The sequence below is a fragment of the Enterococcus rivorum genome (genome assembly GCF_001742285.1).
GTDB classification, from domain to species: Bacteria; Bacillota; Bacilli; order Lactobacillales; family Enterococcaceae; genus Enterococcus_L; species Enterococcus_L rivorum.
The window spans coordinates 34,205-56,151 of the sequence record NZ_MIEK01000023.1 but is presented as its reverse complement, the minus strand read 5'-3'; the positions used below and the strand labels follow the sequence as shown (position 1 = coordinate 56,151).

Sequence of the window (21,947 nt, the reverse complement as noted above, 5' to 3'; positions counted from 1 at the left end):
CACAGAAGAAGAGTAGAGCACTAACTATTGTCTTTTTAATGATGTACTCTCCTCCTTTGATACGTTCTAAATGCGACTATTGTTAAGAAAACAATGCTAATTCCTAGTATACTATTAATTATTTGTTCTCCTGTTTTCGGTAAACGAGTTAACTTTTTGACTGTTTTTTCTTTAACAGGTTGTTTCGTGCTGGGTTCTTTTATTTCCCTTTGAGTATCATTTGTTTCTTGGGTACTTGTTTCCGTTCCCGAAATTGTTACAGTGGCCGTTGATTTTGTTACTTGAGCATTTACTGAAGTCGGTTGACTTAATCCAAAAAGAAATAACACTAAGAGAATCGCTATACTTTTTCTCATTTTTGTTCCTTCTTTCTTTTCAATTACTCTGCAAAACTTATTTGCAATCTATCACTACCAAATGTTCTCGCATAGCAATAAATTTGCAAATAAGCATCCTGTTTGCCCCTTTAAACTACTCGCCTTCGCCAACTGGTGCTGAACCTAATGACCAAGTAAATGTGCTGAAATATTCACCTTTAGCATTTCCATCTGCAACATCCAATTTGGCATTTTCAAACTTAGCTATCCAAGTACCATAACCTTCATCTTTCATTGCTGCAACCATTTTACTAGCATCCAATCCTGCAACTGGATCAATCAAACCATTAACTTGGTTTACTTGAGAAGGTGCAATAGATTCGTTTTCTTTTCCTGCACTAATTGAAACTGGAATAGTAATTTTAGCTCCTTTAAGCGCAACCCCTTCTGTTGTCTTAAATGCAGAAATTTTTAGTCCTAATTCCCAACCAGCACCTGTTCCTCTTCGGTCAGTAACTTGTGCATTTCGTGTATGATTTTCTGGAGCAACATCGGTAAATGTTCCTTTTAATCCTGTTCCTTGGAAATCAAATTTAGGCACTGCATCAATTGTTAATAGTCCTGTTTGTCCAGTACCATTTGGATTCGTTGGGTCTGGATTTTCCGGAGTAATTGCTGGAGCATCTGGTGCTAAAGTTTCTAGTGTCGCCTTTCCTTCTGATGTTGGGTCCACTGCTGATACCTCTAAGCCCCCTAAGACTAATGAACCTAATAACGCTGAACATAATAACATTTTTTTCATTTGTAATTCCTCCAATATTTTTTTATGTTAAACTCTATCATTTTTTATGATAGAGTCTATCATCCATTTTTCTTTTTGATTAAAATAATAATAATTAGTAGCAATAACAACACGATTACACCAAGTCCAATGTACAGTGGCATATTTGGCTGCTGTTCTGTGATACTTTCTTTCATTACAGCATCTCGTTCTTTAGAAGTGACTGTAAATGACTTTGAAACGTCCCATGTTTTCTTCCCATTTTGAGAAGTGATAGTTAGCTTCATTTTATAATTCCCCGGCTTAAGAACATCTTTTTCTACTCGTTCTGGAAGTGAAAATAGGCTATTCGGTGCCATAGAAAATGTTTCTTTTGTAAACGTGTAAACACGTTTTCCTTTTTCATCACTAATCTCGCCGTCCATTGAGAAGGAAGAAACTAGCGCTGGAGCTTCATTGGTAATATCCGACACGACTGAAAAATAACCACCGTATGTATCTAGGTGAACATCACCTAATGTAAATTCTTTTTCTACTGGCTCATCTGTCATTTTTAACTGACAACCAATAATAAAAGAAAACTCATTTTTGATTGCCACATTGGCTTCTTCGTCACTCTGTTGTTCTTTTTCATCTTTTTCTTCTTGAATATAAAATCCTCCAAGTAAAATCCCTTTAAATTTTTGTTTTGGGATATCGATTGAAAAAGAAACCTTCTGGGAGCTTTTAGCTGGTATTTTAACTACCTGCTCTGGAGAAGTTATTTCTTCAAATGAAGCGACCAAATTTTTCGTATTTTTTAAATCCATACCTGAGTAATCAACAGTTCCATTAGAAGACGTTTTTGCTGTATTCGGTGTAATGCGAACGCTTATTTCCTTATCTGAATGGTTTGATACCTCAATCGCAACAGTTTCTTTTTCGCCTGGCTTAACTAATAAATCAAAGTAACCTACCGTCTTATTCATTTGATGATCGTTAAATATAGGGACAACACTGTATGGAATCTCTGAGTTCTCTTTGTTTCCAGTTGCTTCTGCTGGAATAAAACTACAACCTACATAAACCAGCAGAGAGCAAATAACTATTTTAAATAAATATTTCATAAAATCATCCTTATTTCTTACCTTTGTTTTCTAATGAAAACTGCAACAGACATTTGCCATAAACTAAACATCTAACAAATTAACTATTTGCTAACAGATATCCTTTACTTCTAATTGTTTTTATAATATTAGGGTTTGCGCCTCTTTTTTTAAGTTTTCTTCTTATATGAAAAACATGATTTGCTAATCGATATCTTCGTTCTTCACTATATTTTTCTTTCCAAATATGGAATACCATTTCCTCATAGCTCAACATCATTCCTTGATTTTTTGTTAATTCCGAAATGATCATGTACTCGATTCTTGTAAACTCTACTTCTTCCAAACCATTAACCTTCATGCTTAAATTGTGGGCATTTAATTGAATGTCAGAATTTTCAGCAACAATAAATTGCTTTTCATTGTTATGAGTAGGTTGTGGGACTTTTTCTATATGTTTCAGCATGTTCTCTAGCATTAGAAGTGATTCTTTAATTGGATACTTTTCATCAATAATTCCCACTACACCAAATTTCAACAATAGTAAGCGCTGAAAATATTCCTCTTCTAACGAGGTAATAATCCAAATTGGTTTATGGGCGGTCATTGTTAAATCCATTAACCAATCATAAATAACCGTGCTATTCTCTTTCAAACAATGATGAATTACAACTGCACTTACTTCAGATAAATCTTTTGCCAATGTTTCTGCATTTAGCTCATGAATTGAAAATAAGCAATTTTCCAATTCGTGAAGTTTTTTGTCACACTCTTCTCCTAATGAAATCCAACCTATTTTTCTCATCTTCCTACCTCCAATCTAAATTTTACAACCCACAAAAACTATCATGTTGAATGTTTGGTGTTTCTGCTCATACATCTTTTATCTGAGTAAATAATAGATAATATTTCTATTTCCTAAAAGGTAATTTGGAATAGCATCAAATTTTCCTTCTAAATCTTGGTCAAAAAATATTTACTTTGTAAACTACAACAACTAACCAAATGATTGATGCTCTATCGATAACATCTGTCCTTAAAGTCCATTCTCAGAGGAAAAACATAAGACAGATTCACTCGAAATATTTTCACCGCTTTTTTTACTTAGAGTCAATAAATAAACCATTATTACTATTTAACATTATTTATTTCTATTACGTATTCTTCAAAATACTCATGAGAAAGACATTACAAAATACCGCAACCAGTATAACCATTACTGTAAAGATTCAACCTCTTTGTAATATAAATATATTAAATAACATTCCTATTTCTTTAGCGGGCAATAATTTTTTTGCCAAAAAAACATCTATTAACTCTTCCTTTAACAAATCCAAGCAATTGTAACAATAAACTTACCCAAGTCTAATGATTTTAGCCTTATCTGTATACTATTTTTCTACGTTTCATAATAAAAAACCAAGATTTTATGCATTTATACATATTTGTTTTTGTTTTTTATCATTTTTTTATACCTATAAATCAATTTTATGAAAAAACTTTATTTTTTCATGAAATGACTATACATACGCGGAAAAGAGCTTATCTTTATGTATTTAGAACATTTATTTTAATAAGATCAGCCTTATCCTTACCAATATATTTTAAAAAATATGATATTTTTTTACATATTCCAAAGAATAGCGAAGGATATCACTTTGAATACTCTTAAATTTCATAACTAAAAATTAATATATATATATCAATTTTATAACAAAATGGCAAAAGGCTTTCATTATAACTTTCAGATGAATAAAAATATCGCTATCTCATTTTTTTTAGGTCTCTTTTTTTGTCAATAATGATGATTTATCAAGTGACTATTTGAACAAGAGAAAGAGATGTCAACTCCTCCTGTTAAGACAAAAAAACTTTCTGTTAATCCCTTTTATGAGAATTAACAAGAAAGTTTTCAATCTAGATACTTTTCTATTTTTTTAATTGTAACTGTCCTTTTTTAAGTAAATAATTCAGGGAAAAGTAATTTCAATACTTCCATCGTCAAATGGCGACCTGTTCCAGAATAAGGATATGCGTGCATATGCATAGCTGGATTGAAATTTGCTTCGATAATTCCATAGGTTTGACTGTCTTTCGTTCCTTTAATTGCTTTATCAGGAATAATTAGATCAATTCCACAAATTTGTGCGCCTAGAGATGCTACTGCCTCCACTGCAATCTGCTTGTAGCTGTCATCAAAATCATCTGTAACATCAATGGAATCTCCACCTGTACTAACATTAGAATTTTCACGAAGGTAGGCTGTTTGTCCTTTTTCAGGAATGGAATCAATCGTATAACCTTGTTCTTTCAACATCAATTTTTCAACATCGCCTAGTTGAATCCATTCAAGCGGAGCACGATGATCGCTCCCCCTTAAAGGATCTAAATTCTTTTCTGCTACTAGATCGGCTATTGTGCGTCGCCCATCTCCTACCACGTTAGCTGGTACTCGTAGCATAATCGCTTCTACCTTGTTGTTTATTACAAAGAAACGGTATTCTGTCCCTTCTAAAAATTCTTCAATTAGAACAGCGGAATCTTCTTTAAACGCTAATGTTAAAGCCTCGGTGTAATCTTCTATAGATGCCCCTTCTTTAAAAATGCTAATTCCTAAACCATAATTGGTTGATTTCGGTTTAATTACAAAAGCTTTATCTGCATATTTAAGATACGCAAGCAACCCTTGTTCCATTGTACTAAATTCATCTCCTGCCGGCACTCGAAAGCCTGCTTCATGAAGAATCTTTTTCGTAACAGTCTTATTTTCCATAATTAACGGAACAATATAGCTATCTTTACTAGTCATATTAGCATTTTTCACGTATTCAATATGATCTTGATAAGAAAGTTTCAAAAACTGCTCTTGTTCATCTAATATTTCCACTTGGATTCCTTTTTGAATCACATCAAATAGCAAAATTTGTGTAGATAGCTCCATATTTTCAAAACCTGCTAGTTGATAGCTTTTTTCATGAGCCATGGCTTGATACTCTTGCCCATAAATTATTCCCAACTCTTGATTAGAATTTTCATTAATAATGGTCCACATTTTCCCAGCAATCGTCGTCTCAGGTGCATAAAGTTGCTGTGAATAGCTTGCTACGAGTTCCTTTTCTTCTACCAACCCTAGCTGCTCTAACATTTCTAGCATGTCAGAAAAAATTCGTTCTCCTTCTGGAAGAATCGAAACTTTAGAATCTGGACGTCCTAAAGCCACTTGCTCATTCAACAGGTTCCCTGTCACTATCCATTCCTCTGCGGATTCTTTTTCATCTGTCCATAGTAAGTATAGTAAGAAGAGGTGAATAAACTGGAGTGCCTCTGATTCTACCCCTAGACGAGAAAAAGGATTTAAATCAAGGTTTCGTAATTCAACGTAACGAATCCCTGTTTTAGCCAAATCTGCAACTTGTTTCCCACCACGAGGTCTAACTGGCGCATAAAATTCTTTTTCTTCTGAAAGAAGACCAGTTTCAACCATTTCATGAATATCGTGAATATATTTCTCCAAAGACTCATAAGAAACTTTTATATTTTCATGATTTGTATAGCCAAAAGAACTATTTCGAATACTTCGAACAGGTTCTTTGGGTTGTTCTTCTCCTTCAACAAAATAGCCTTCTTCGCTAACTGGCGATGCACCAAATAAATAGGTAATTAGCCAACGGTAGCGTAAATAGTTTCGTGAGACTTTCATATATAAATCTGTTTTAAATGTCTCTAATGTAGCGTATTGATTTTGGGTAGAAAATAATTGTGCCACTAACTCTGAAGAAAATTCAAAATTAAAATGAATCCCACTGACCATTTGTTTTCTTTTTCCATATTCTTTTGCCAAATAACGACGATATAAAACCGCTTCAAATTGATCTAGCTTCGCGATTTTGATCTCTGTATCTTTTTCTGGCAATTGAGGTGGCATACTAAGAGGCCACAGCATCTCTTGTTTTGACATTGAACGAATTGCTACATCATGAATCGCCGAAAGTGAACGCATGACTCCTGTAATCGTATCAGAAACAGGCGTAATTAATTCCATCTGTGTTTCACTGAAATCGGTTTGTATATACGGATGGTAAGAACGATTGCCTAACACCTCTGGATGATCCGTTTGTGCTAATTGACCTGTTAGGGTACTTCTTTGACTTTCTTTTTCTAAACCAAAACGTGCTGATAATAAATAGGGCTGAACATTGCTTTTTTGTAACAACTTTTTTAAATTCATATTTTTGCCTTCCTCACATCATATTTCCAGTTACTTCATATTATATAGAAAAAGAAGTGTAAAAAGAATATTTCCGCTCAAAAATAAAAAAATAGGAATGAAAAATCGAAACATTCCTACTTTTTCTTTAAATCTGATTCAAAAAATTACTCTTCCATTTTCAGCAAGCCTTTAAATAGTCCCACTGCAAAATCATTTGCATCGAATGGTTCTAAGTCATCAATTCCTTCACCCAAACCAACTAGCTTCACAGGTAGATGAAGTTCGTTCCTAATGGCTAAAACGATTCCGCCTTTGGCTGTTCCATCTAACTTAGATAGAACCAACCCGGTAACATCCGTCGTTTCTTTAAATTGTTTGGCTTGACTCATCGCATTTTGGCCTGTCGTTGCATCAACAACTAATAGTACTTCATGAGGCGCATCCGGGATTTCTCGCTGAATCACTCGCTTGATTTTCTCAAGTTCCTTCATCAAATTAACCTTATTTTGTAAACGCCCCGCAGTGTCTACTAACAAAATATCAGCATTTTCAGTCTTCGCGCGTTCAACTGCATCAAAAACAACAGCTGCTGGATCGCCCCCAGCATTTCCACGAACCACTTCAACTCCTGCTCGTTCACCCCAAACCACTAATTGGTCAATTGCGCCCGCTCTAAAGGTATCCGCCGCTGCTAACAGTACTTTTTTACCATCTTGTTTAAATTCATGCGCCAGTTTACCGATACTTGTCGTTTTCCCAACACCATTGACTCCTACGAAAAGCATCACAGTCAGACCTTCTGGTTGAATGTTTAAAGCATTATTTTCGTCCACACCTTCTGCTTCATACAAATCAACCATTTTTTCAATAATTGTATTTTGGATAGCTGCAGGTTTCTTCGCATTTTTTAATTTCACTTCTTTGCGTAAAGCTTCGGTAATCTTGATAGCTGTGTCGAATCCAACATCCGCTCCAATTAATGTTTCTTCTAGCTCTTCAAAAAAGTCTTCATCCACAGAACGGAAATTCGCAAACAATTCATTCAAACGTTCTGAAAAAGTTTTACGGGTTTTTTCCAGTCCTTTTTCATACTTTTCTTGAACAATGATTTCTTCTTCTACTTCAGCAATTTTTTCAGGGGCTACTAGCTCTGCCACTTCTGTAGCTGAATTAACGACAGCCACTGAAGCATTCTCTGTTTCATCAGTGATTGTCTCTTCTGAATCCATATTTTTTTCTAATTCTTCTGGTTGCTGATTTAACTGCTCTTCAGTCGCTTCGTTTATTTCATGAGAGTCTACTGGTTGTTCCATAGAATCTTGATTCTTTTCTTCCAGCTCGTTTTCAGTTGGTTTTGTTTCCTTATCGCTCATAAAAGCTTTTTTAATTTTATCGAAAAACCCCATTTAATTGCCTCCTCCCAATGGTTCTAAAACAAATTTTTCTATTGCTTTTGCAACGCCATCATGATCGTTATCATCGGTAATAATTGCAGCCGCTTCTTTCACCATTGGAACCGCATTTGCCATTGCCACACCATACGCCGCATATTGAATCATTGGCAAGTCATTTTCTTCATCACCGATGGTCATCATTTCTTCTTGGGTAATTCCTAAATCTTTCCCCAATAAAGAGATGCCATAGGCTTTCGTGATTCCTTTTGGCATGAATTCCAATAAGTTGTTTCTTGTTTTAATAATTTCAAAGCGTTCATAAAATCCAGCTGGAATTTTAGTGATTTGTTCATCCAAATAATCAGCATCAATTGCTATTACTGCTTTATTAAAAATATGTTCTTTTTTCAGTTGAGACAATTCAAAAGACTTAAACGTTAATAAATTATTCAATTCGCCATAGAGAGAAAAATATTCTTCTGAAGTCGGTAATTGTCTGACTAAACCATCGGATAAAACATCTAAAGGCACGTTTAAATCCACTGCCAATTGGTGCAAATCATGCACATCCTCTAAGGGCATTAAGGCTTTTTCAATAATCTCACCTGAATTTGTCTTCTGAACTAAGCCACCATTGAAGGTAATACTATAGTCTCCTTCATCCAGCAAATTTAATTCTTCTAAATATTTTTCAATCGCCGTTAAAGGTCGTCCAGTACAAATGACAATTTTTACCCCAGCCGCTTTCGCTTTTTTCAATGCTTCTTTATTACGAACGGATATTTCTTTGTTACTATTTAATAAGGTACCATCTAAATCGATAGCGATCATTTTAATCAAAAGAGCTCCTCCAGTCCTGTCAAACTAGGATCCTGACAAAGTTATCATTCAGTAAAAGCTCAAAATCAAAGAACGAGCAACTTGAACTTGATAATGAAAATTTTCTGTTTCTTAAACAAAATCTGTAGAAAATAATGAATCATCTCAAAAATGATTGTAAACCTTGTCAAGATTCTATACTAAACCACGCCAATTTATAAATAGCTACGTAATTGTGACTCAAAAGATGTCTTATTTTAAGTCATGTCCTTATAATCAAGGATTTGTCCATTAGTGTTGCACACTCAAAAGAAACTAAACAGCGCTCACTGTGTTCAACTTGTACTGTCAATTGCAAAGTGATTGCCCTACTAATCAGTAGTTGCGGCAATCGAACCGCCTTCTTTTACATCTTCCAGACGAACCGAAACAATTTTAGATACGCCTGACTCTTGCATAGTCACACCATATAAAACATCTGCTGCTTCCATCGTTCCTTTACGGTGAGTAACGACAATAAATTGAGTATCATCTTCAAACTCACTTAAATAATGACCAAATCTTGATACATTCGCATCATCCAATGCCGCTTCCACTTCATCTAGCACACAGAAAGGTACCGGACGAACACGGATAATCGAGAATAGTAACGCAATCGCTGTTAATGCCCGTTCTCCACCAGATAGTAGGCTCAAGTTTTGTAGTCTTTTCCCTGGTGGCTGAGCTTCGATTTCAACCCCAGTATTTAATAGGTCCTCTGGGTTCGTTAAAATCAATTCGGCACGACCTCCACCAAACATATTTGGGAAAACTACTTTAAACTGTGCACGAATCGCTTCAAAAACTTCACTAAATCTTGCTTTCACTTCTTGATCCATCTCGTCCATGGTTTCAAATAGTTGATCTTTCGCATCCAGCAAGTCATCTCTTTGTGTTGCTAAAAATTCATGCCGCTCATTTACTTGCTCATATTGCTCAATAGCATTGATATTTACTGGTCCTAACCGTTCAATATCACGCTTCAATTTTTTTACTTCTATTTTTGCTTGTTCTTTTTCTAACGTTAATTGATAGTCCTGACTCGCACGTTCAAAGGTCATGCTATATTCTTCTTGTAAGTATTGTAGCGCATTATCTAAATTAATTTCAGAACGATTTTTTTCAACCTCTACTTGAGTTTGTTGCGATAACAACTGCTGCTGTTGCTTATTTTCTTCCGCTAAGTCACTATCGACTGTATCCACTTGTTGTTGCATTTGTGTTCGGTTTTCTTTAGCCTTTTGGATAGCTACTTGTAGTTCTGTTTTTTTCTCTGACAGTTGTTCTAATTGCAAGGCTAAACTTTCTTCAGTCATTTGATTATCACTGCTATGACTATCCAATTGTTGTAGTTGTTGTCGTAACGATACTTCTTTCGCTAAAAACTCATCTAATTGATGATGTTTCTCTGTTTTTTGCGTATCAAGATGGGCTAATTGCTCCATCACAACGGCTTGCTCAGCTTGCACTTTATTTAATGCTTCTAAAGCTGCTGCTTTGTAATTTTCCATCTGACTGGCTTCTTGATCCACTTGTTTCATTTCTTGATCCAGACGGTCTTTTTCTTTTTCCAAGGTTTCCTTTTGTTCTGTCAACGTTTCTTTTTTCCCTTGATATTCTGTTAAGAATTGGTGTAATTCTCTAGATTCAAATTCAAACAGACGTTGTTCCTTGGTTAGTCGTGTAATGGTTTCGTCTTGGTTCGTTAATTTATTTTGCAATTCTTGTTGTTTTAGTCGATTGGTTTCACCTATTGTCCGTAGTTGCTCCAATTGTTCCGTCACAATTTTCACTTCATTTGTTAGACCTTGTACTTCTTGTTCATTTACAACTAATTGCTTTTCTAAATGTTCCATTTGGTCTGTTAAAGTTTGCAGTTCTTGTGTTTGAGAAAAAAGGCTTCCTTGATTCCCCCGTTTAGTAGCACCACCAGTCATTGAACCTCCTGGATTCATCACGTCACCTTCTAAAGAAACGATCCGATATTGGTAATTGACTGCTTTTGCTAACTGATTGGCACTTTCCAAATTCTCTGCCAACAAAGTAACACCCAATAAATTTTGAACGACATATTCAACTTTTTCTGAATACTGCACAAGCTCACTAGCCACACCCACAAATCCCGAAACATGTTGAACTCGTTCTCTAATTCCTCCAGAAATGCTTCTAGGCTTAATCGTTGTTAGTGGTAAAAAGGTCGCTCTTCCGCCATGTTGTTGCTTCAAGAATGTGATTCCTGCCCGGCCATCTTTTTCCGCTTCCACGACGATATGCTGTGCTGCTCCACCTAATGCTGTTTCTATAGCCAAGGTGTATTCTTTAGGCACTTCAATCAATTCTGCCACAGCTCCGACGATTCCTGACAGTTGTTCTTTATGTTTTAGAACTAAACGAACCCCTTGATAGAAACCAGAATAGTTTTCTTGGATTTCTTGCAAGCTTTTTTGTCGTGCTTTGGCTTGCTGTACCTGATTCATGGATTGATACATTTGTTTTTGCTTGCCTGAAAGTTGGTTTTGTTTCGCGTCTAATTCCTTAGTCAAACGAGCATAGCTGTCTCGTTGCTGTTGCAAAGCTTCTTCCGAGGCAACTAACGCTTGTTCCAAGTTTTCTTTCGTGGCAAGAGACTCGTTCATTTGATTCTCTAGTGCCTCATGTTTTTCGATTGATTGCTGATTTTTAGCCGTTTCTTGTTGGTATTGACGTTCTAAGTACTTCAAATCATTGGTTGTATTGGCTTGTTGCTGCATTACTTCGACGTATTGGCTACGTAGCTCTTCCAGTAATTCTTTTGAGGATTTACTATATTTTTCTACTTCATGTTCTGCTTTTTGAAGAGCTTCTTTTAATGCTTGCTGTTGTTCTTTTTTTTCTAAAATTTTCGCTTGAAGTTCTTGCGTTTCTTCCCGGTAACGAGTAATTTTTTCGGCGTTTTCTTCTAAAGATTGTTGATATTCACTAGTAGTCCGCAGCGTATGCTTAGACCGCTCAATTAGAACATCTTTCTGTCCCTCTGTTTGTTTTAACGCTTCTGTAATTTGTAATAGTTGTTGTTGTTGCGTTTCGACCTGTTCATCCAGTTTGTTTCTTTGTCCACGCAATTGAAAAAGCTTTTCTTCTGATTCATGGATTTTTTTACTAGTAAACGATAATTTTTCTTCAATTTGAGTTAATTCAGCTGCTTTTACTTCCCAAATGTCTTTAGCCGACTCAATCTCTGAAACGGTCACACTGACATCGATTTCGGTTAAGGTTTCTTTAAGCTTTAAAAACTCCTTGGCTGCTTCGCTCTGTGCAGCAAGAGGAGTCAATTGGTCTTCTAATTCATAAATAATATCTTGCACACGATTCAAGTTATCTTCTGTCTCGAATAATTTTTGCTCTGCTTTCTTTTTCCGTTGCTTGTATTTCAAAACCCCAGCAGCTTCTTCAAAAATCCCACGACGGTCTTCTGGCTTACTATTAAAAATCGCTTCGACTTTCCCTTGAGAAATAATGGAAAACGATTCTTTTCCTAAACCAGAATCCATAAACAAATCTTGAATATCTTTTAGACGACAGGCCTGCTTATTAATGAAAAAGTCACTTTCACCCGAACGTTTATAACGGCGAGTGACACTAATATCGCTAAAATCTAACGGCAGATAATGATCCGTATTGTCTAGCACGACGGTCACTTCTGAGATATTTAAGGGTTTACGACCTTCAGAACCAGCAAAAATAATATCTGGCATCTTGCCACCACGAAGACTCTTAGCAGATTGTTCCCCCAAAACCCAACGGATTGCTTCAGTAATGTTACTTTTACCACTTCCGTTCGGTCCGACAACTGCGGTTACGCCATTTTCAAACTCTATAATAGTTCGATCAGCAAAAGACTTAAAGCCTGCGATCTCGATTCGTTTTAAATGCACGAATAATAAAACTCCTTTCTACTTGGAGGTCCGATGTCCTCTATCTCTATGTCAAGCTTCGCTTCCTAGAATAGTGGTGTTTCTTCTTTCCAAGCCTTACTTAGACAGTGCTTTTAGTGCTCGTTCAGCAGCATCTTGTTCAGCTAACTTCTTGGACTTTCCTTGTCCTGTTCCAATCAATTGTTCATTAACATATACTTCAATCGAAAAGATCCGATCATGCGCCGGTCCCTCTTCTTTTACCAAGCGATAATCAATCATGACATCTCCTTGGCGTTGCAACACTTCTTGTAAATGGGTTTTGTGATCCATCTCATGTGAAAAAGCACCCGCGTCTATTTTAGGGAAAATAACTTCAGCTACAAATTTCTTTGCTGCTGCTACTTTTTGATCTAAATACAAAGCACCTAAAAAAGCTTCAAATAGATCACATAATAGTGATGGACGATTACGACCACCAGAATTTTCTTCTCCCTTACCAAGTAAAATGTACTGATCAAAGTGACATTCCTTGGCAAATTTAGATAAACTGTCTTCACGAACGATTGCAGCACGCATCTTGGTTAATTTTCCTTCTGGCAAATCTGGAAATTTTTTATAAAGATATTGAGAAACCAATAACTCCAATACTGCGTCGCCTAAAAATTCAAGGCGTTCGTTGTCAGATAGTTTTAAATATCGATGCTCATTCACATAGGATGAATGGGTAAATGCTTGTTCTAATAAATTGACATCATGAAAAACAATCTCATATCGCTCTTTCAACTCATTGGTTAACTGACTGTCCATTCTCCACATTCCTTTAATTTTATTTAGAGCCTTCTCTATTATACTTTTTTTGTGTGAATATTTAAAGGTTAGTGGAGTAATTGCGCTAAAATCAACAAAAGATTCATCTGATTTAAAGAAATTCCTAATGATTTAGGCTTTCAACAGAATAATTTTTGCTGTAATCAACTAATAGTAACTCATTTTGTTAAGAAAAAAAGACTTTTTCAAAATTATCTTGTCCTATTCGTAAAAATAAAAAAAGCGTTCAAGATTAGACCACCTAAAAAAAGTCATTCAACATCGACTTTCAGAAAGAATCTGTATCTCTCAACACGCTTCAACTTTATTTTAATTTGTAAAAAATCGTTTAATTTCGAGTTCTGCTGCTTCTGGGGAATCAGATGCATGGATGATATTCTCAAACCCCGCCGCACCAAAATCTCCTCGAATTGTACCTGGTTCAGCTTCTAAACAATTAGTAGCCCCAATCATTTTTCTTACTGTCGTAATAACCTTCGGCCCTTCCAGAACTAAATAAACGACTTCTGATGATGTGATATATTGCATCATGTCTTCAAAAAAATCAAATTGTTTGATATGACCATAGTGCTCTTCTGCTAATTCACGAGACATTTTTCCGATTTTTATTTGACTAAGCTTCATTCGTTTCTTTTCAAATCGTTGGATAATTTCTCCAACTAACTTACGTTTTACACCATCTGGTTTAATAATGATTAGTGTCTGTTCCATGTTCCTACTCCTCCTTATATATGTCGCTCCCTATAAGAAAGCGCTTTTACAGAAGAATACCATTCCACAAAGAATTCGTCTAGTGCATAAATGACAAAAAAATAGGCCTCTCTATTCAAATAGATCAATGCTACTATTATTTTTGAATATTTGTTTTTGAATAACATCTCCCTATTATTTCCCACCACTATCCAGACAACGCGATTGAACTCACCAGGCTTTCTATGTGAGTGAAGTTATTTGCAGCAAAAGACACAGAAAAGGATCAAACAACTCTTGTCTGACCCTTTTCCACAGTTTTAGACTATTAACGTTTTTCTGCTGTTAATTCAATAGTATAGTAATCTCTTGTATCTTCGTAATTCCAAGTAAATGATTTTACGCGACTGCTAACTGGCATAATTTCATTACGGTATAACGTTGGAATCACCGGAGCTTCTTCAAACATATATTTTTGCCAAGCATAATAAGCTTCTTTACGCTTCGTATCATCAAATGATGCTTCTGAGTCAATTGCTTTTAATAGTTTGTCACTTTCATCTGTGGCAAAACGAGAATAGTTAAATGCTGCCTTACGACTATATATTCCAGCAGGTGAGGGTGCTGTATTAACACCCCATGCGGCTTGGAAAACATCTATTTCTGGGTCATCCGTTTTAATTTTTTCGTAAAAGGCTTGGAAATCGATTAAGCGTCCAGTGGCTAACTTCACATCTAAACCAATTTCTTTCCATTGTTGCACATAGTAATCCGCTAACGGTTGGGCTGTTTCGCCACCAGCCATTGAAGCAAAGTTAATGGTTAGTTTTTCCCCCTTAGGATTTTCTCTCAAGCCATCATCATCCGTATCTTTATAGCCTGCTTCATCTAATAATTTTTTTGCTTTTTCAAGATCATATTGGTAGCCTTTAATGTCGGAATCGTGAAGTGTTTTGAAAATAGGCGGAATTAACGTTGTTCCACTTGAACGTAAGCCATTATAAAATTTTTCACCTACTGCATTATTATCCAGCGCATAACCCATTGCTTGACGTAATTTCACATCAGCCATCTTAGCCTCTGGATTTGTTATCACTTCACCTTTTTCTTTGTCAAAGGTGCCTAATTTAAAACCAATATACGTATAGGCTAATTCTTCCCGACCTAACATTTGATACCCTTCTACATCCTTGTAGCTTGGATAAATATCTGTTGGCATTGCGTAAACCATATCATATTTTTTTGCTTTCAAAGCTTCAACGATTGAAGCAGTAGGTACATTGGTAAAGACAATTTTATCTAGTTTGGGTTTTCCTTTGTAGTAATGCTCATTAGGAAGATATTCCACTGATTCCCCAGTTACAACTTTGCTCATATAGTATGGTCCAAAGGTAATTGGATTTTTACGCACGGCATCACTTTTATTTTGATCTTTTATTGGGATATCTTTAAAAATATGTTTTGGCATTGCGTCTGTATTAACACCACCACTTAATTGTAACATCCCTGGGTTCATTTCTTTATAGGCAATCTCAATCGTTAAGTCATCCACTTTTTTTATTCCAGAAATAGTATCCGTCTTACCTTCGTGGTATTCTTCCATTCCCACAATGTTTATATATTTATCATCATAACGAATTCCTGTGTAGTCTTTGTGTCCAATCACTTCATATGGATAAATTAAGTCATCCGCAGTTACAGGTTCTCCATCTGACCATTTAATGTCTTTCTTAAGAGTAACAGTGGCTTTCTTACCTTTTACATCAATATCTAAGGTAGCTGCTCCCTCATCTGTAATAACAAAGTCTTTATCATGCGAGAACAATCCCTCTTCAGAAGGTCTCATGTAATAGTTATCATAGGTATCTTCATAATACGTTGGAGAAAAGACCCCTTTAAACGGCGTATCTGACGCGACCGCAACGTCTAACGTCCCACCTTTAATGGCTTTCTCCTCATTTTTAACTACCATTGAAAATTTGCTGATGTCTTCGGTTTCAACATTTTTGTTCCCTGAATCAGACTTCTTGCTGCCACCACATGCCGCCAATGTTACCAGAGCAACTGTAGCCAGTGTCATTAACCCTAAAATCTTTCTGCTTTTCATCCTTAATTCCTCCTAGTCTTTAGCCTAAACGTTGTCTTGCGTCTGCAGAACGCTTAAACGCTTGGCCTACATAATTTATACATAACATCATCACTAAAATCAGTGCGGATGCAGGTACCCAAATCCATGTTTTATTCGCTAGCACATCTCCATTACTAGCAAAACCAATTAAAGTTCCTAAACTTGGAACACTGGCCGGCAAACCAAATCCCAAGAAAGTCAACGTTGTTTCGATTCCAATATTTGCGGCAAAATTGATGGTTAGATTGGTAATAATCAAAGAACTCAAATTAGGCATAATTTCCGTAAACATAATCTTAAAATCACTGGAACCTAACGTTTTAGAAGCATTGACGTAATCACGTCTAACCTCCGACAACGTTTTACTTCTAAATAATCGAGCCTTGGCTACCCAGTAAAAAGCACTCATAATCCAAATAAAAGACCAGACATTATAATTTGGAATAATCGTTACAAAAACTATAATAATCATCATAATGGGCAAAATCATTATGAAATCAACAATCCGCATCACAAAATTATCAAATAATCCTCCATAATAACCAGAGATGATTCCAATCCCAACTCCAACGATTGAAGTAATAATGGTAATTGCAAAACCAATGACTACTGAGTTACGAGCACCAATAATTAACTGGCCAAAGACGTCTCGCCCACCTTCATCTGCGCCTAAAATGAAATTGCCTCCTGGTTCAGCATACTTATCTAATATGCTAACGGTCATTACTTTACTTTGATCTATTAATAAGGCACCTACAAACACAATCACTAATATCAGTACTAGCAATGACAATGAAAACATCGCTAATTTATCTTTTTTAAATTCTCTGGCAATCATTCGAAATCCCATGGGTGGAATATTTTCGGTAACGCTGACTGGATTCTTTTTTTCTTTATTCATTCGGTTTCTTCCTCTCCTTAAGTTGATTTTTTTACTGAATACGAATTCGTGGATCGACAATACTCATTACAATATCTGATATCAGATTTCCAATAAGTGTTGCAATTCCTAAAATCAAAACTAAGGTTGTAATGACTGCATAGTCTCGTTGTCCGATTGAATCAATAAATAATTTTCCAATCCCTGGATACCCAAAAATCTTTTCGATAACAACTGATCCGCTAATCAAGGCGGTTATTTCATAACTTAATTGTGAGACTATTGGCAATGAGGCATTTCTGAAAATGTGTCTTGAATAGACCTTATTGGTTGGTACTCCTTTTGAGCGAGCAGTCCGCACATAATCTAAAGATTGCGAATCGATCACCTCATTACGCAAGTATTGGATGGTAATCGCTGTTCCAAGCAATGCCTGTGTCAACGCCGGTAAAATCAGGTGATAAAAGCGATCCCAGATATACGCAGCCGTTCCCGGCTCAACACCACTCGAGACTGAGCCTGTTGTCGGAAACCAGTCTAAACGATAGCCGAAAACAAAAAGCATCACCAGAGCAAAAATAAATGGTGGCACCGCAAAACTAATAAAATTATAAATTACTACAAATTTGTCTAAGATTGAATTTTGATATCTGCCAGAGAGAACACCTAACGGCAATGCGATTGCATACATCAGCACAACAGTCAGTAAAGAGAGCATTAACGTATTGATTGCACGACTCCCGATTAATGTCGCTACTGGCAACTTGTAAATAAAACTTTCACCAAAATCTCCTTGAAAAGCATTCGTAATCCAGCGAATATACTGTGCGGGCCATGGATCATTTAGGCCTGCCGCTGCACGTAGCTTCTCAATCACTTCTGGACTGGTACTTGGATTGATTAGTCCAGTAAAAGGATCGCCTGGCATTAGCTTAGCTAATACGAAAATCAATATACTCAAAATAAATAATTGCGGAATCATGAATAGAACCCGACGTAAAATTGTTTTCCACATTACTCAACACCTCCATCTTTCATAGCCACTAAATGAGTTTGACTAAACCGGCGCAAGTCATAAACTCGCCCATTTTGGTCATAATAATTTTGTTGGTGTTGACTATACTCTTGCTCCACTCTACGTCGTTCTTCTTTATGCTTGTCTCGATTTGCGACGTCTATTTGAGGAATAGCAGATAATAAGCGTTTAGTGTAGATATGCTGAGGATCATTATAAATGTCTTCACGTGTCCCAATTTCGACAAAACGACCTTTATACATAATGGCGATATTATCACACATATGCTTCACCACACCTAAATCGTGGGAAATAAATAAGTAGCTTAACCCATACTCTTGCTGAATATTTTTCATAAAGTTTAAAACTTGTGCTTGTACTGATAAATCTAGGGCTGATACTGGTTCATCTGCTACAATTAATTTTGGGTTCGTTGCCACAGCTCGTGCAACCCCAATCCTTTGACGTTGTCCTCCTGAAAACTCATGAGGATATTTATAAATCGCATCTTCTGGCATCCCAACTATATCCAAAAGTTTTTTGACTTTTTGTTTTTCCTCCTGATCACTTAAACGTTCAAAATTCCGAATTGGTTCAGCAATAATATCCAGTACACGTTTTTTCGGGTTCAAACTAGACATTGAATCTTGAAAAATCATTTGTACATCTTTATTGTATTGGATTCCTTTACGAATTGATTTTTTCGTAATATTTTCCCCGTTGTAGATAATTTCTCCTGACGTGACTTTTTCTAATCCAACAATCGCTTTCCCAATTGTTGATTTTCCAGACCCTGACTCACCGACTAAACCATACGTTTTTCCTTGTTCAATCATAAAATCAACACCATCAACTGCTAAAACATGGTCAGTGATTCGGTTAAAAAAGCCACTGCGTATCGGGTAATGAACCTTTAATGATTTTATCTGAATGACTTCTGCCATTTATACTGCACTCCCTTCATCTCGAAAACGAAAATGCTCATAGCAAGTGCAACGAACAAAATGCTGTGGCGAGATTTCGTGTAATACTGGATTTTCTTCATGCTCATTCTCTGCCACCCAAGGAATTCTTGGTGCAAAGCGGCAACCTTTTCGTGGTAGTTTACTTAATGACGGCACTGTCCCTTCAATAACATGTAGCTCATCTGCTTCACTATTTTCTTGAGGAATTGATTGCAACAATGATCGTGTATAAGGGTGTTTAGGATTTGTAAAGAGTTCTTCTGCAGAAGCCACCTCCACAAATTGACCTGCATACATAACGGCTACTCGATCCGCCATTTCAGCTACCACTCCTAAATCATGAGTAATCAAAATGATACCGCTACCAGTTTTCTCTTGTAAATTTTTTAGCAAATCCAATATTTGTGCTTGAATGGTCACATCTAGCGCAGTAGTAGGCTCATCAGCAATCAGCACCTTAGGATCGCATGCAATTGCGATTGCAATAATTACTCTTTGACGCATACCACCTGAAAGTTCATGGGGATATTGTTTCCCTACGCGCTTTGGATTAGGGATTCCCACTTGTTCAAGTAATTCTAACGCTCTCACATTTCTAGCTGCTGCATCAAGCTCTGTATGATAGGAAAGGCTCTCTTCAATCTGAGTTTCAATTCGCATCAGCGGATTAAGTGCTGATAAAGGATCTTGAAAGATCATGCCAATATCATTTCCCCGAATCTTGTTATAGCTATTTTCATCAAATTTCGTGATATCTGTATCTTTATAAATAATTTCACCTGAAATACGTGTTTTATTTCTATCTAGTAACCCCATAATCGTAGTTGCTAAAGTACTTTTTCCGCAACCAGACTCACCAACTATAGCCAAAATTTCATTACTTGCTAAATCAAATGAAACATCGTCTACTGCGTTATAGTAATGATCGTTTAACTGAAACCCTGTTTGTAAATGTTTGATACTTAAAACTTTCTCTTCTTTCTTCACAACAGCACCCCTTTTATCCATTAGCTTCAACAAGAAAAAAACACTATCTCTTCACATTTTTTTCTAATCTTGTTTATTCATTTTATAAAATCATACGCCATAATGCAATAAAAAGAAACCCGTTAAATAGGATTAATTTAATAATTATTTTGAGAAACTTTTAAACACAATGGATAATCTATAAATAGGAAAAAAAAACTGAAACCTTATTAGGCTTCAGCTAAAGTATGTTTACTATCTACTTTATTTTCTTATAAATGATTATTAATATAATCTACAGCAGCACCAACGGTTTCAATTTTCTCTGCATCTTCATCAGAAATCTCTGTCCCGAATTCATCTTCTAATTCTAAAACAAATTCCATTACGCTGATAGAATCGGCGTTCAAGTCATCTTTAATGCTTAATTGCTCGTTCACATTCTCAGCTTCAATATCAAAGTGGTTTGAGATAATCTTCGCTACTTTTTCAAGTATTTCTTCACGAGTCAACTGTATTCACCTCCACAGCTTTTGAAAAGCGTCTTCTCTATAAGAATTAAACGCTATGATACATTGTACTCAGAAATAAGTGATTTGTCCATCTTTTTTTGCAATTCTATTACAAAACAGTTGCAATTTAATTTCAATGATGGTTATTCTTGGTTTTCATAATGTTCCACTAATTGTGAAACGACCTTTGTTTCTAGCATAGTATGAATTTGACGGATGGTATGTCTCACAGCGTCTGGACCCGTTGAGCCGTGGGTTTTAATGACTGGTGCTTTCAAACCAAACAGTACTGCGCCCCCATGTTTTGAATAATCTAACTCGTTTTTCATCCCACGAAGAGCATCTTTCAAGAGTAAGGCGCCCAATTTCCCTTTAAGTCCTTCGTCAAGAATAGACGTTTTCAGTAAACTCATCATGCTTAAAGCTGTTCCCTCAATTGATTTCAAGACCGCATTTCCTGTAAAACCATCTGTGACAACAACATCAGCCACACCACTTAATAAATCCCGTGCTTCCACATTGCCAATAAAGTTAATAGATGGCTCTTCAGAAAGTAGCTCAAACGCTTTTTTCGTTAACTCACTGCCTTTTGTTTCTTCGGTTCCATTGTTCAATAACCCTACACGTGGCTGTTTTATGTCTCGAACTTTTTCAGCATAAAAAGTTCCTAAAACAGCATATTGGACTAAATGTTCTGGTTTGTTCTCTGCATTAGCACCTAAATCCATCATATCAAAACCACCATCTGGTTGTCCGATAACCGGCATAGTAGACATTAAGCCTGGTCGTTCTATATTTTTAATTCGCCCAACTATAAATAATCCTGCTGCTAATAATGCACCCGTATTGCCTGCTGAAAAAATGGCATCTGCTTCCCCTTTTTTTACTGCTTGCGCTGCTAGGACCATGGAAGCTTCTTTTTTTCTACGAATCGCTTTGACCGGTTCATCATCACTACTAATTTTTTCATCTGTATGGATAATCGTTATATTTTTTTCGTCAGTTACGTATTTTTTAATTTCAGTTTCTTTTCCATATAATAAAAATTCAATCTCTGGAAAATCTTTTTTGGCCAGCATCACACCTTCAACAATTGCCTGTGGTGCGTTATCGCCGCCCATTGCATCAACTGCAATCTTCATAGAGTGTTCCCTCCTCGTTTTTGCTCATTCAATAGTATAGCATAATCATAGGAATTTGAGCTAGGACAGGGATCCGTTTTCTCTAATGAAACGGTCACAAAAAAACGAACGGCTCATTATTTTTCTAATCATTTATCCGCTAAAACAATAAATTTCAAGTAAAAAATGGTTCGAATTCCCCTTTTAGCGTTTACTTCACAGCTAGTTTATGATAGTATCTGTTTTAATTATTTTTATAAAAAAGCAAAGGATGAAATTTATGAAAAATCGCAACCAAAAT

General features: G+C 36.0%; 17 protein-coding genes. All 17 read right to left on the bottom strand.

Annotated features, from left to right (window positions below; genetic code table 11):
• Positions 1 to 35: 35 nt before the first annotated feature.
• The 17 genes from BCR26_RS08850 to plsX all read right to left on the bottom strand — a co-directional run bounded on the left by BCR26_RS08850 (position 36) and on the right by plsX (position 21,667).
• Positions 36 to 356, bottom strand: a complete 321-nt coding sequence (locus tag BCR26_RS08850) for an EF2685/EF0750 family sortase-dependent surface protein (protein WP_069698621.1) — start codon at positions 354 to 356, stop codon at positions 36 to 38.
• A 115-nt stretch (positions 357 to 471) separates the two neighbouring features.
• Positions 472 to 1,119 carry a WxL domain-containing protein gene (locus BCR26_RS08845; protein WP_069698620.1) on the bottom strand — a complete coding sequence of 216 codons (648 nt, stop codon included), beginning with the start codon at positions 1,117 to 1,119 and terminating at the stop codon, positions 472 to 474.
• A gap of 59 nt (positions 1,120 to 1,178) precedes the next feature.
• On the bottom strand, positions 1,179 to 2,204 hold the full coding sequence (locus BCR26_RS08840; protein ID WP_069698619.1) for a WxLIP family cell surface protein: 1,026 nt from the start codon (positions 2,202 to 2,204) through the stop codon (positions 1,179 to 1,181).
• A 79-nt stretch (positions 2,205 to 2,283) separates the two neighbouring features.
• The gene (locus BCR26_RS08835; RefSeq protein WP_069698618.1) at positions 2,284 to 2,988 is read right to left on the bottom strand and encodes a winged helix-turn-helix domain-containing protein; all 705 of its coding nucleotides are present in this window, start codon (positions 2,986 to 2,988) and stop codon (positions 2,284 to 2,286) included.
• A 1,152-nt stretch (positions 2,989 to 4,140) separates the two neighbouring features.
• Positions 4,141 to 6,411, bottom strand: a complete 2,271-nt coding sequence (gshAB, locus tag BCR26_RS08830) for a bifunctional glutamate--cysteine ligase GshA/glutathione synthetase GshB (RefSeq protein ID WP_069698617.1) — start codon at positions 6,409 to 6,411, stop codon at positions 4,141 to 4,143.
• Positions 6,412 to 6,557: 146 nt separating this feature from the next.
• A complete protein-coding gene (ftsY, locus tag BCR26_RS08825) occupies positions 6,558 to 7,622 on the bottom strand; it encodes a signal recognition particle-docking protein FtsY (protein WP_379962738.1) in 1,065 nt (354 codons plus the stop codon).
• A gap of 177 nt (positions 7,623 to 7,799) precedes the next feature.
• Positions 7,800 to 8,627: a Cof-type HAD-IIB family hydrolase gene (locus BCR26_RS08820; protein WP_069698615.1), complete on the bottom strand. Its 828-nt coding sequence runs from the start codon at positions 8,625 to 8,627 to the stop codon at positions 7,800 to 7,802.
• 350 nt (positions 8,628 to 8,977) lie between these two features.
• Positions 8,978 to 12,559: a chromosome segregation protein SMC gene (smc, locus tag BCR26_RS08815; RefSeq protein ID WP_069698614.1), complete on the bottom strand. Its 3,582-nt coding sequence runs from the start codon at positions 12,557 to 12,559 to the stop codon at positions 8,978 to 8,980.
• Between the two features lie 96 nt (positions 12,560 to 12,655).
• Positions 12,656 to 13,348: a ribonuclease III gene (gene rnc, locus BCR26_RS08810; RefSeq protein WP_069698613.1), complete on the bottom strand. Its 693-nt coding sequence runs from the start codon at positions 13,346 to 13,348 to the stop codon at positions 12,656 to 12,658.
• Between the two features lie 330 nt (positions 13,349 to 13,678).
• Positions 13,679 to 14,080: a nucleoside-diphosphate kinase gene (gene ndk / locus BCR26_RS08805; RefSeq protein WP_069698612.1), complete on the bottom strand. Its 402-nt coding sequence runs from the start codon at positions 14,078 to 14,080 to the stop codon at positions 13,679 to 13,681.
• Between the two features lie 307 nt (positions 14,081 to 14,387).
• Positions 14,388 to 16,166: an oligopeptide ABC transporter substrate-binding protein gene (locus BCR26_RS08800; protein ID WP_069698611.1), complete on the bottom strand. Its 1,779-nt coding sequence runs from the start codon at positions 16,164 to 16,166 to the stop codon at positions 14,388 to 14,390.
• A gap of 19 nt (positions 16,167 to 16,185) precedes the next feature.
• Positions 16,186 to 17,088 (bottom strand): ABC transporter permease, encoded by a 903-nt coding sequence (locus BCR26_RS08795; RefSeq protein WP_069698610.1) that lies wholly within the window; start codon positions 17,086 to 17,088, stop codon positions 16,186 to 16,188.
• A 31-nt stretch (positions 17,089 to 17,119) separates the two neighbouring features.
• Complete coding sequence (opp4B, locus tag BCR26_RS08790; protein ID WP_069698609.1) at positions 17,120 to 18,082, bottom strand: oligopeptide ABC transporter permease; 963 nt, start codon at positions 18,080 to 18,082, stop codon at positions 17,120 to 17,122.
• Positions 18,082 to 19,026, bottom strand: a complete 945-nt coding sequence (locus BCR26_RS08785; protein WP_069698608.1) for an ABC transporter ATP-binding protein — start codon at positions 19,024 to 19,026, stop codon at positions 18,082 to 18,084. The genes opp4B and BCR26_RS08785 overlap by 1 nt, the downstream gene beginning before the upstream one ends.
• Entirely contained in the window at positions 19,027 to 20,055 is a 1,029-nt protein-coding gene (locus BCR26_RS08780) for an ABC transporter ATP-binding protein (RefSeq protein ID WP_069698731.1), read from the bottom strand.
• A gap of 230 nt (positions 20,056 to 20,285) precedes the next feature.
• Positions 20,286 to 20,525, bottom strand: a complete 240-nt coding sequence (gene acpP / locus BCR26_RS08775) for an acyl carrier protein (protein ID WP_069698607.1) — start codon at positions 20,523 to 20,525, stop codon at positions 20,286 to 20,288.
• Between the two features lie 143 nt (positions 20,526 to 20,668).
• Positions 20,669 to 21,667 (bottom strand): phosphate acyltransferase PlsX, encoded by a 999-nt coding sequence (gene plsX, locus BCR26_RS08770; RefSeq protein WP_069698606.1) that lies wholly within the window; start codon positions 21,665 to 21,667, stop codon positions 20,669 to 20,671.
• Between the last annotated feature and the right edge of the window lie 280 nt (positions 21,668 to 21,947).

Bases quoted from the DNA above. Each gene is read 5' to 3' on its own strand.
- BCR26_RS08850 (WP_069698621.1), bottom strand. From the start codon at position 356: ATGAGAAAAAGTATAGCGATTCTCTTAGTGTTATTTCTTTTTGGATTA.
- BCR26_RS08845 (WP_069698620.1), bottom strand. From the start codon at position 1,119: ATGAAAAAAATGTTATTATGTTCAGCGTTATTAGGTTCATTAGTCTTA.
- BCR26_RS08840 (WP_069698619.1), bottom strand. From the start codon at position 2,204: ATGAAATATTTATTTAAAATAGTTATTTGCTCTCTGCTGGTTTATGTA.
- BCR26_RS08835 (WP_069698618.1), bottom strand. From the start codon at position 2,988: ATGAGAAAAATAGGTTGGATTTCATTAGGAGAAGAGTGTGACAAAAAA.
- gshAB (WP_069698617.1), bottom strand. From the start codon at position 6,411: ATGAATTTAAAAAAGTTGTTACAAAAAAGCAATGTTCAGCCCTATTTA.
- ftsY (WP_379962738.1), bottom strand. From the start codon at position 7,622: ATGGATTCAGAAGAGACAATCACTGATGAAACAGAGAATGCTTCAGTG.
- rnc (WP_069698613.1), bottom strand. From the start codon at position 13,348: ATGGACAGTCAGTTAACCAATGAGTTGAAAGAGCGATATGAGATTGTT.
- ndk (WP_069698612.1), bottom strand. From the start codon at position 14,080: ATGGAACAGACACTAATCATTATTAAACCAGATGGTGTAAAACGTAAG.
- BCR26_RS08800 (WP_069698611.1), bottom strand. From the start codon at position 16,166: ATGAAAAGCAGAAAGATTTTAGGGTTAATGACACTGGCTACAGTTGCT.
- BCR26_RS08795 (WP_069698610.1), bottom strand. From the start codon at position 17,088: ATGAATAAAGAAAAAAAGAATCCAGTCAGCGTTACCGAAAATATTCCA.
- opp4B (WP_069698609.1), bottom strand. From the start codon at position 18,082: ATGTGGAAAACAATTTTACGTCGGGTTCTATTCATGATTCCGCAATTA.
- BCR26_RS08785 (WP_069698608.1), bottom strand. From the start codon at position 19,026: ATGGCAGAAGTCATTCAGATAAAATCATTAAAGGTTCATTACCCGATA.
- BCR26_RS08780 (WP_069698731.1), bottom strand. From the start codon at position 20,055: ATGGATAAAAGGGGTGCTGTTGTGAAGAAAGAAGAGAAAGTTTTAAGT.
- plsX (WP_069698606.1), bottom strand. From the start codon at position 21,667: ATGAAGATTGCAGTTGATGCAATGGGCGGCGATAACGCACCACAGGCA.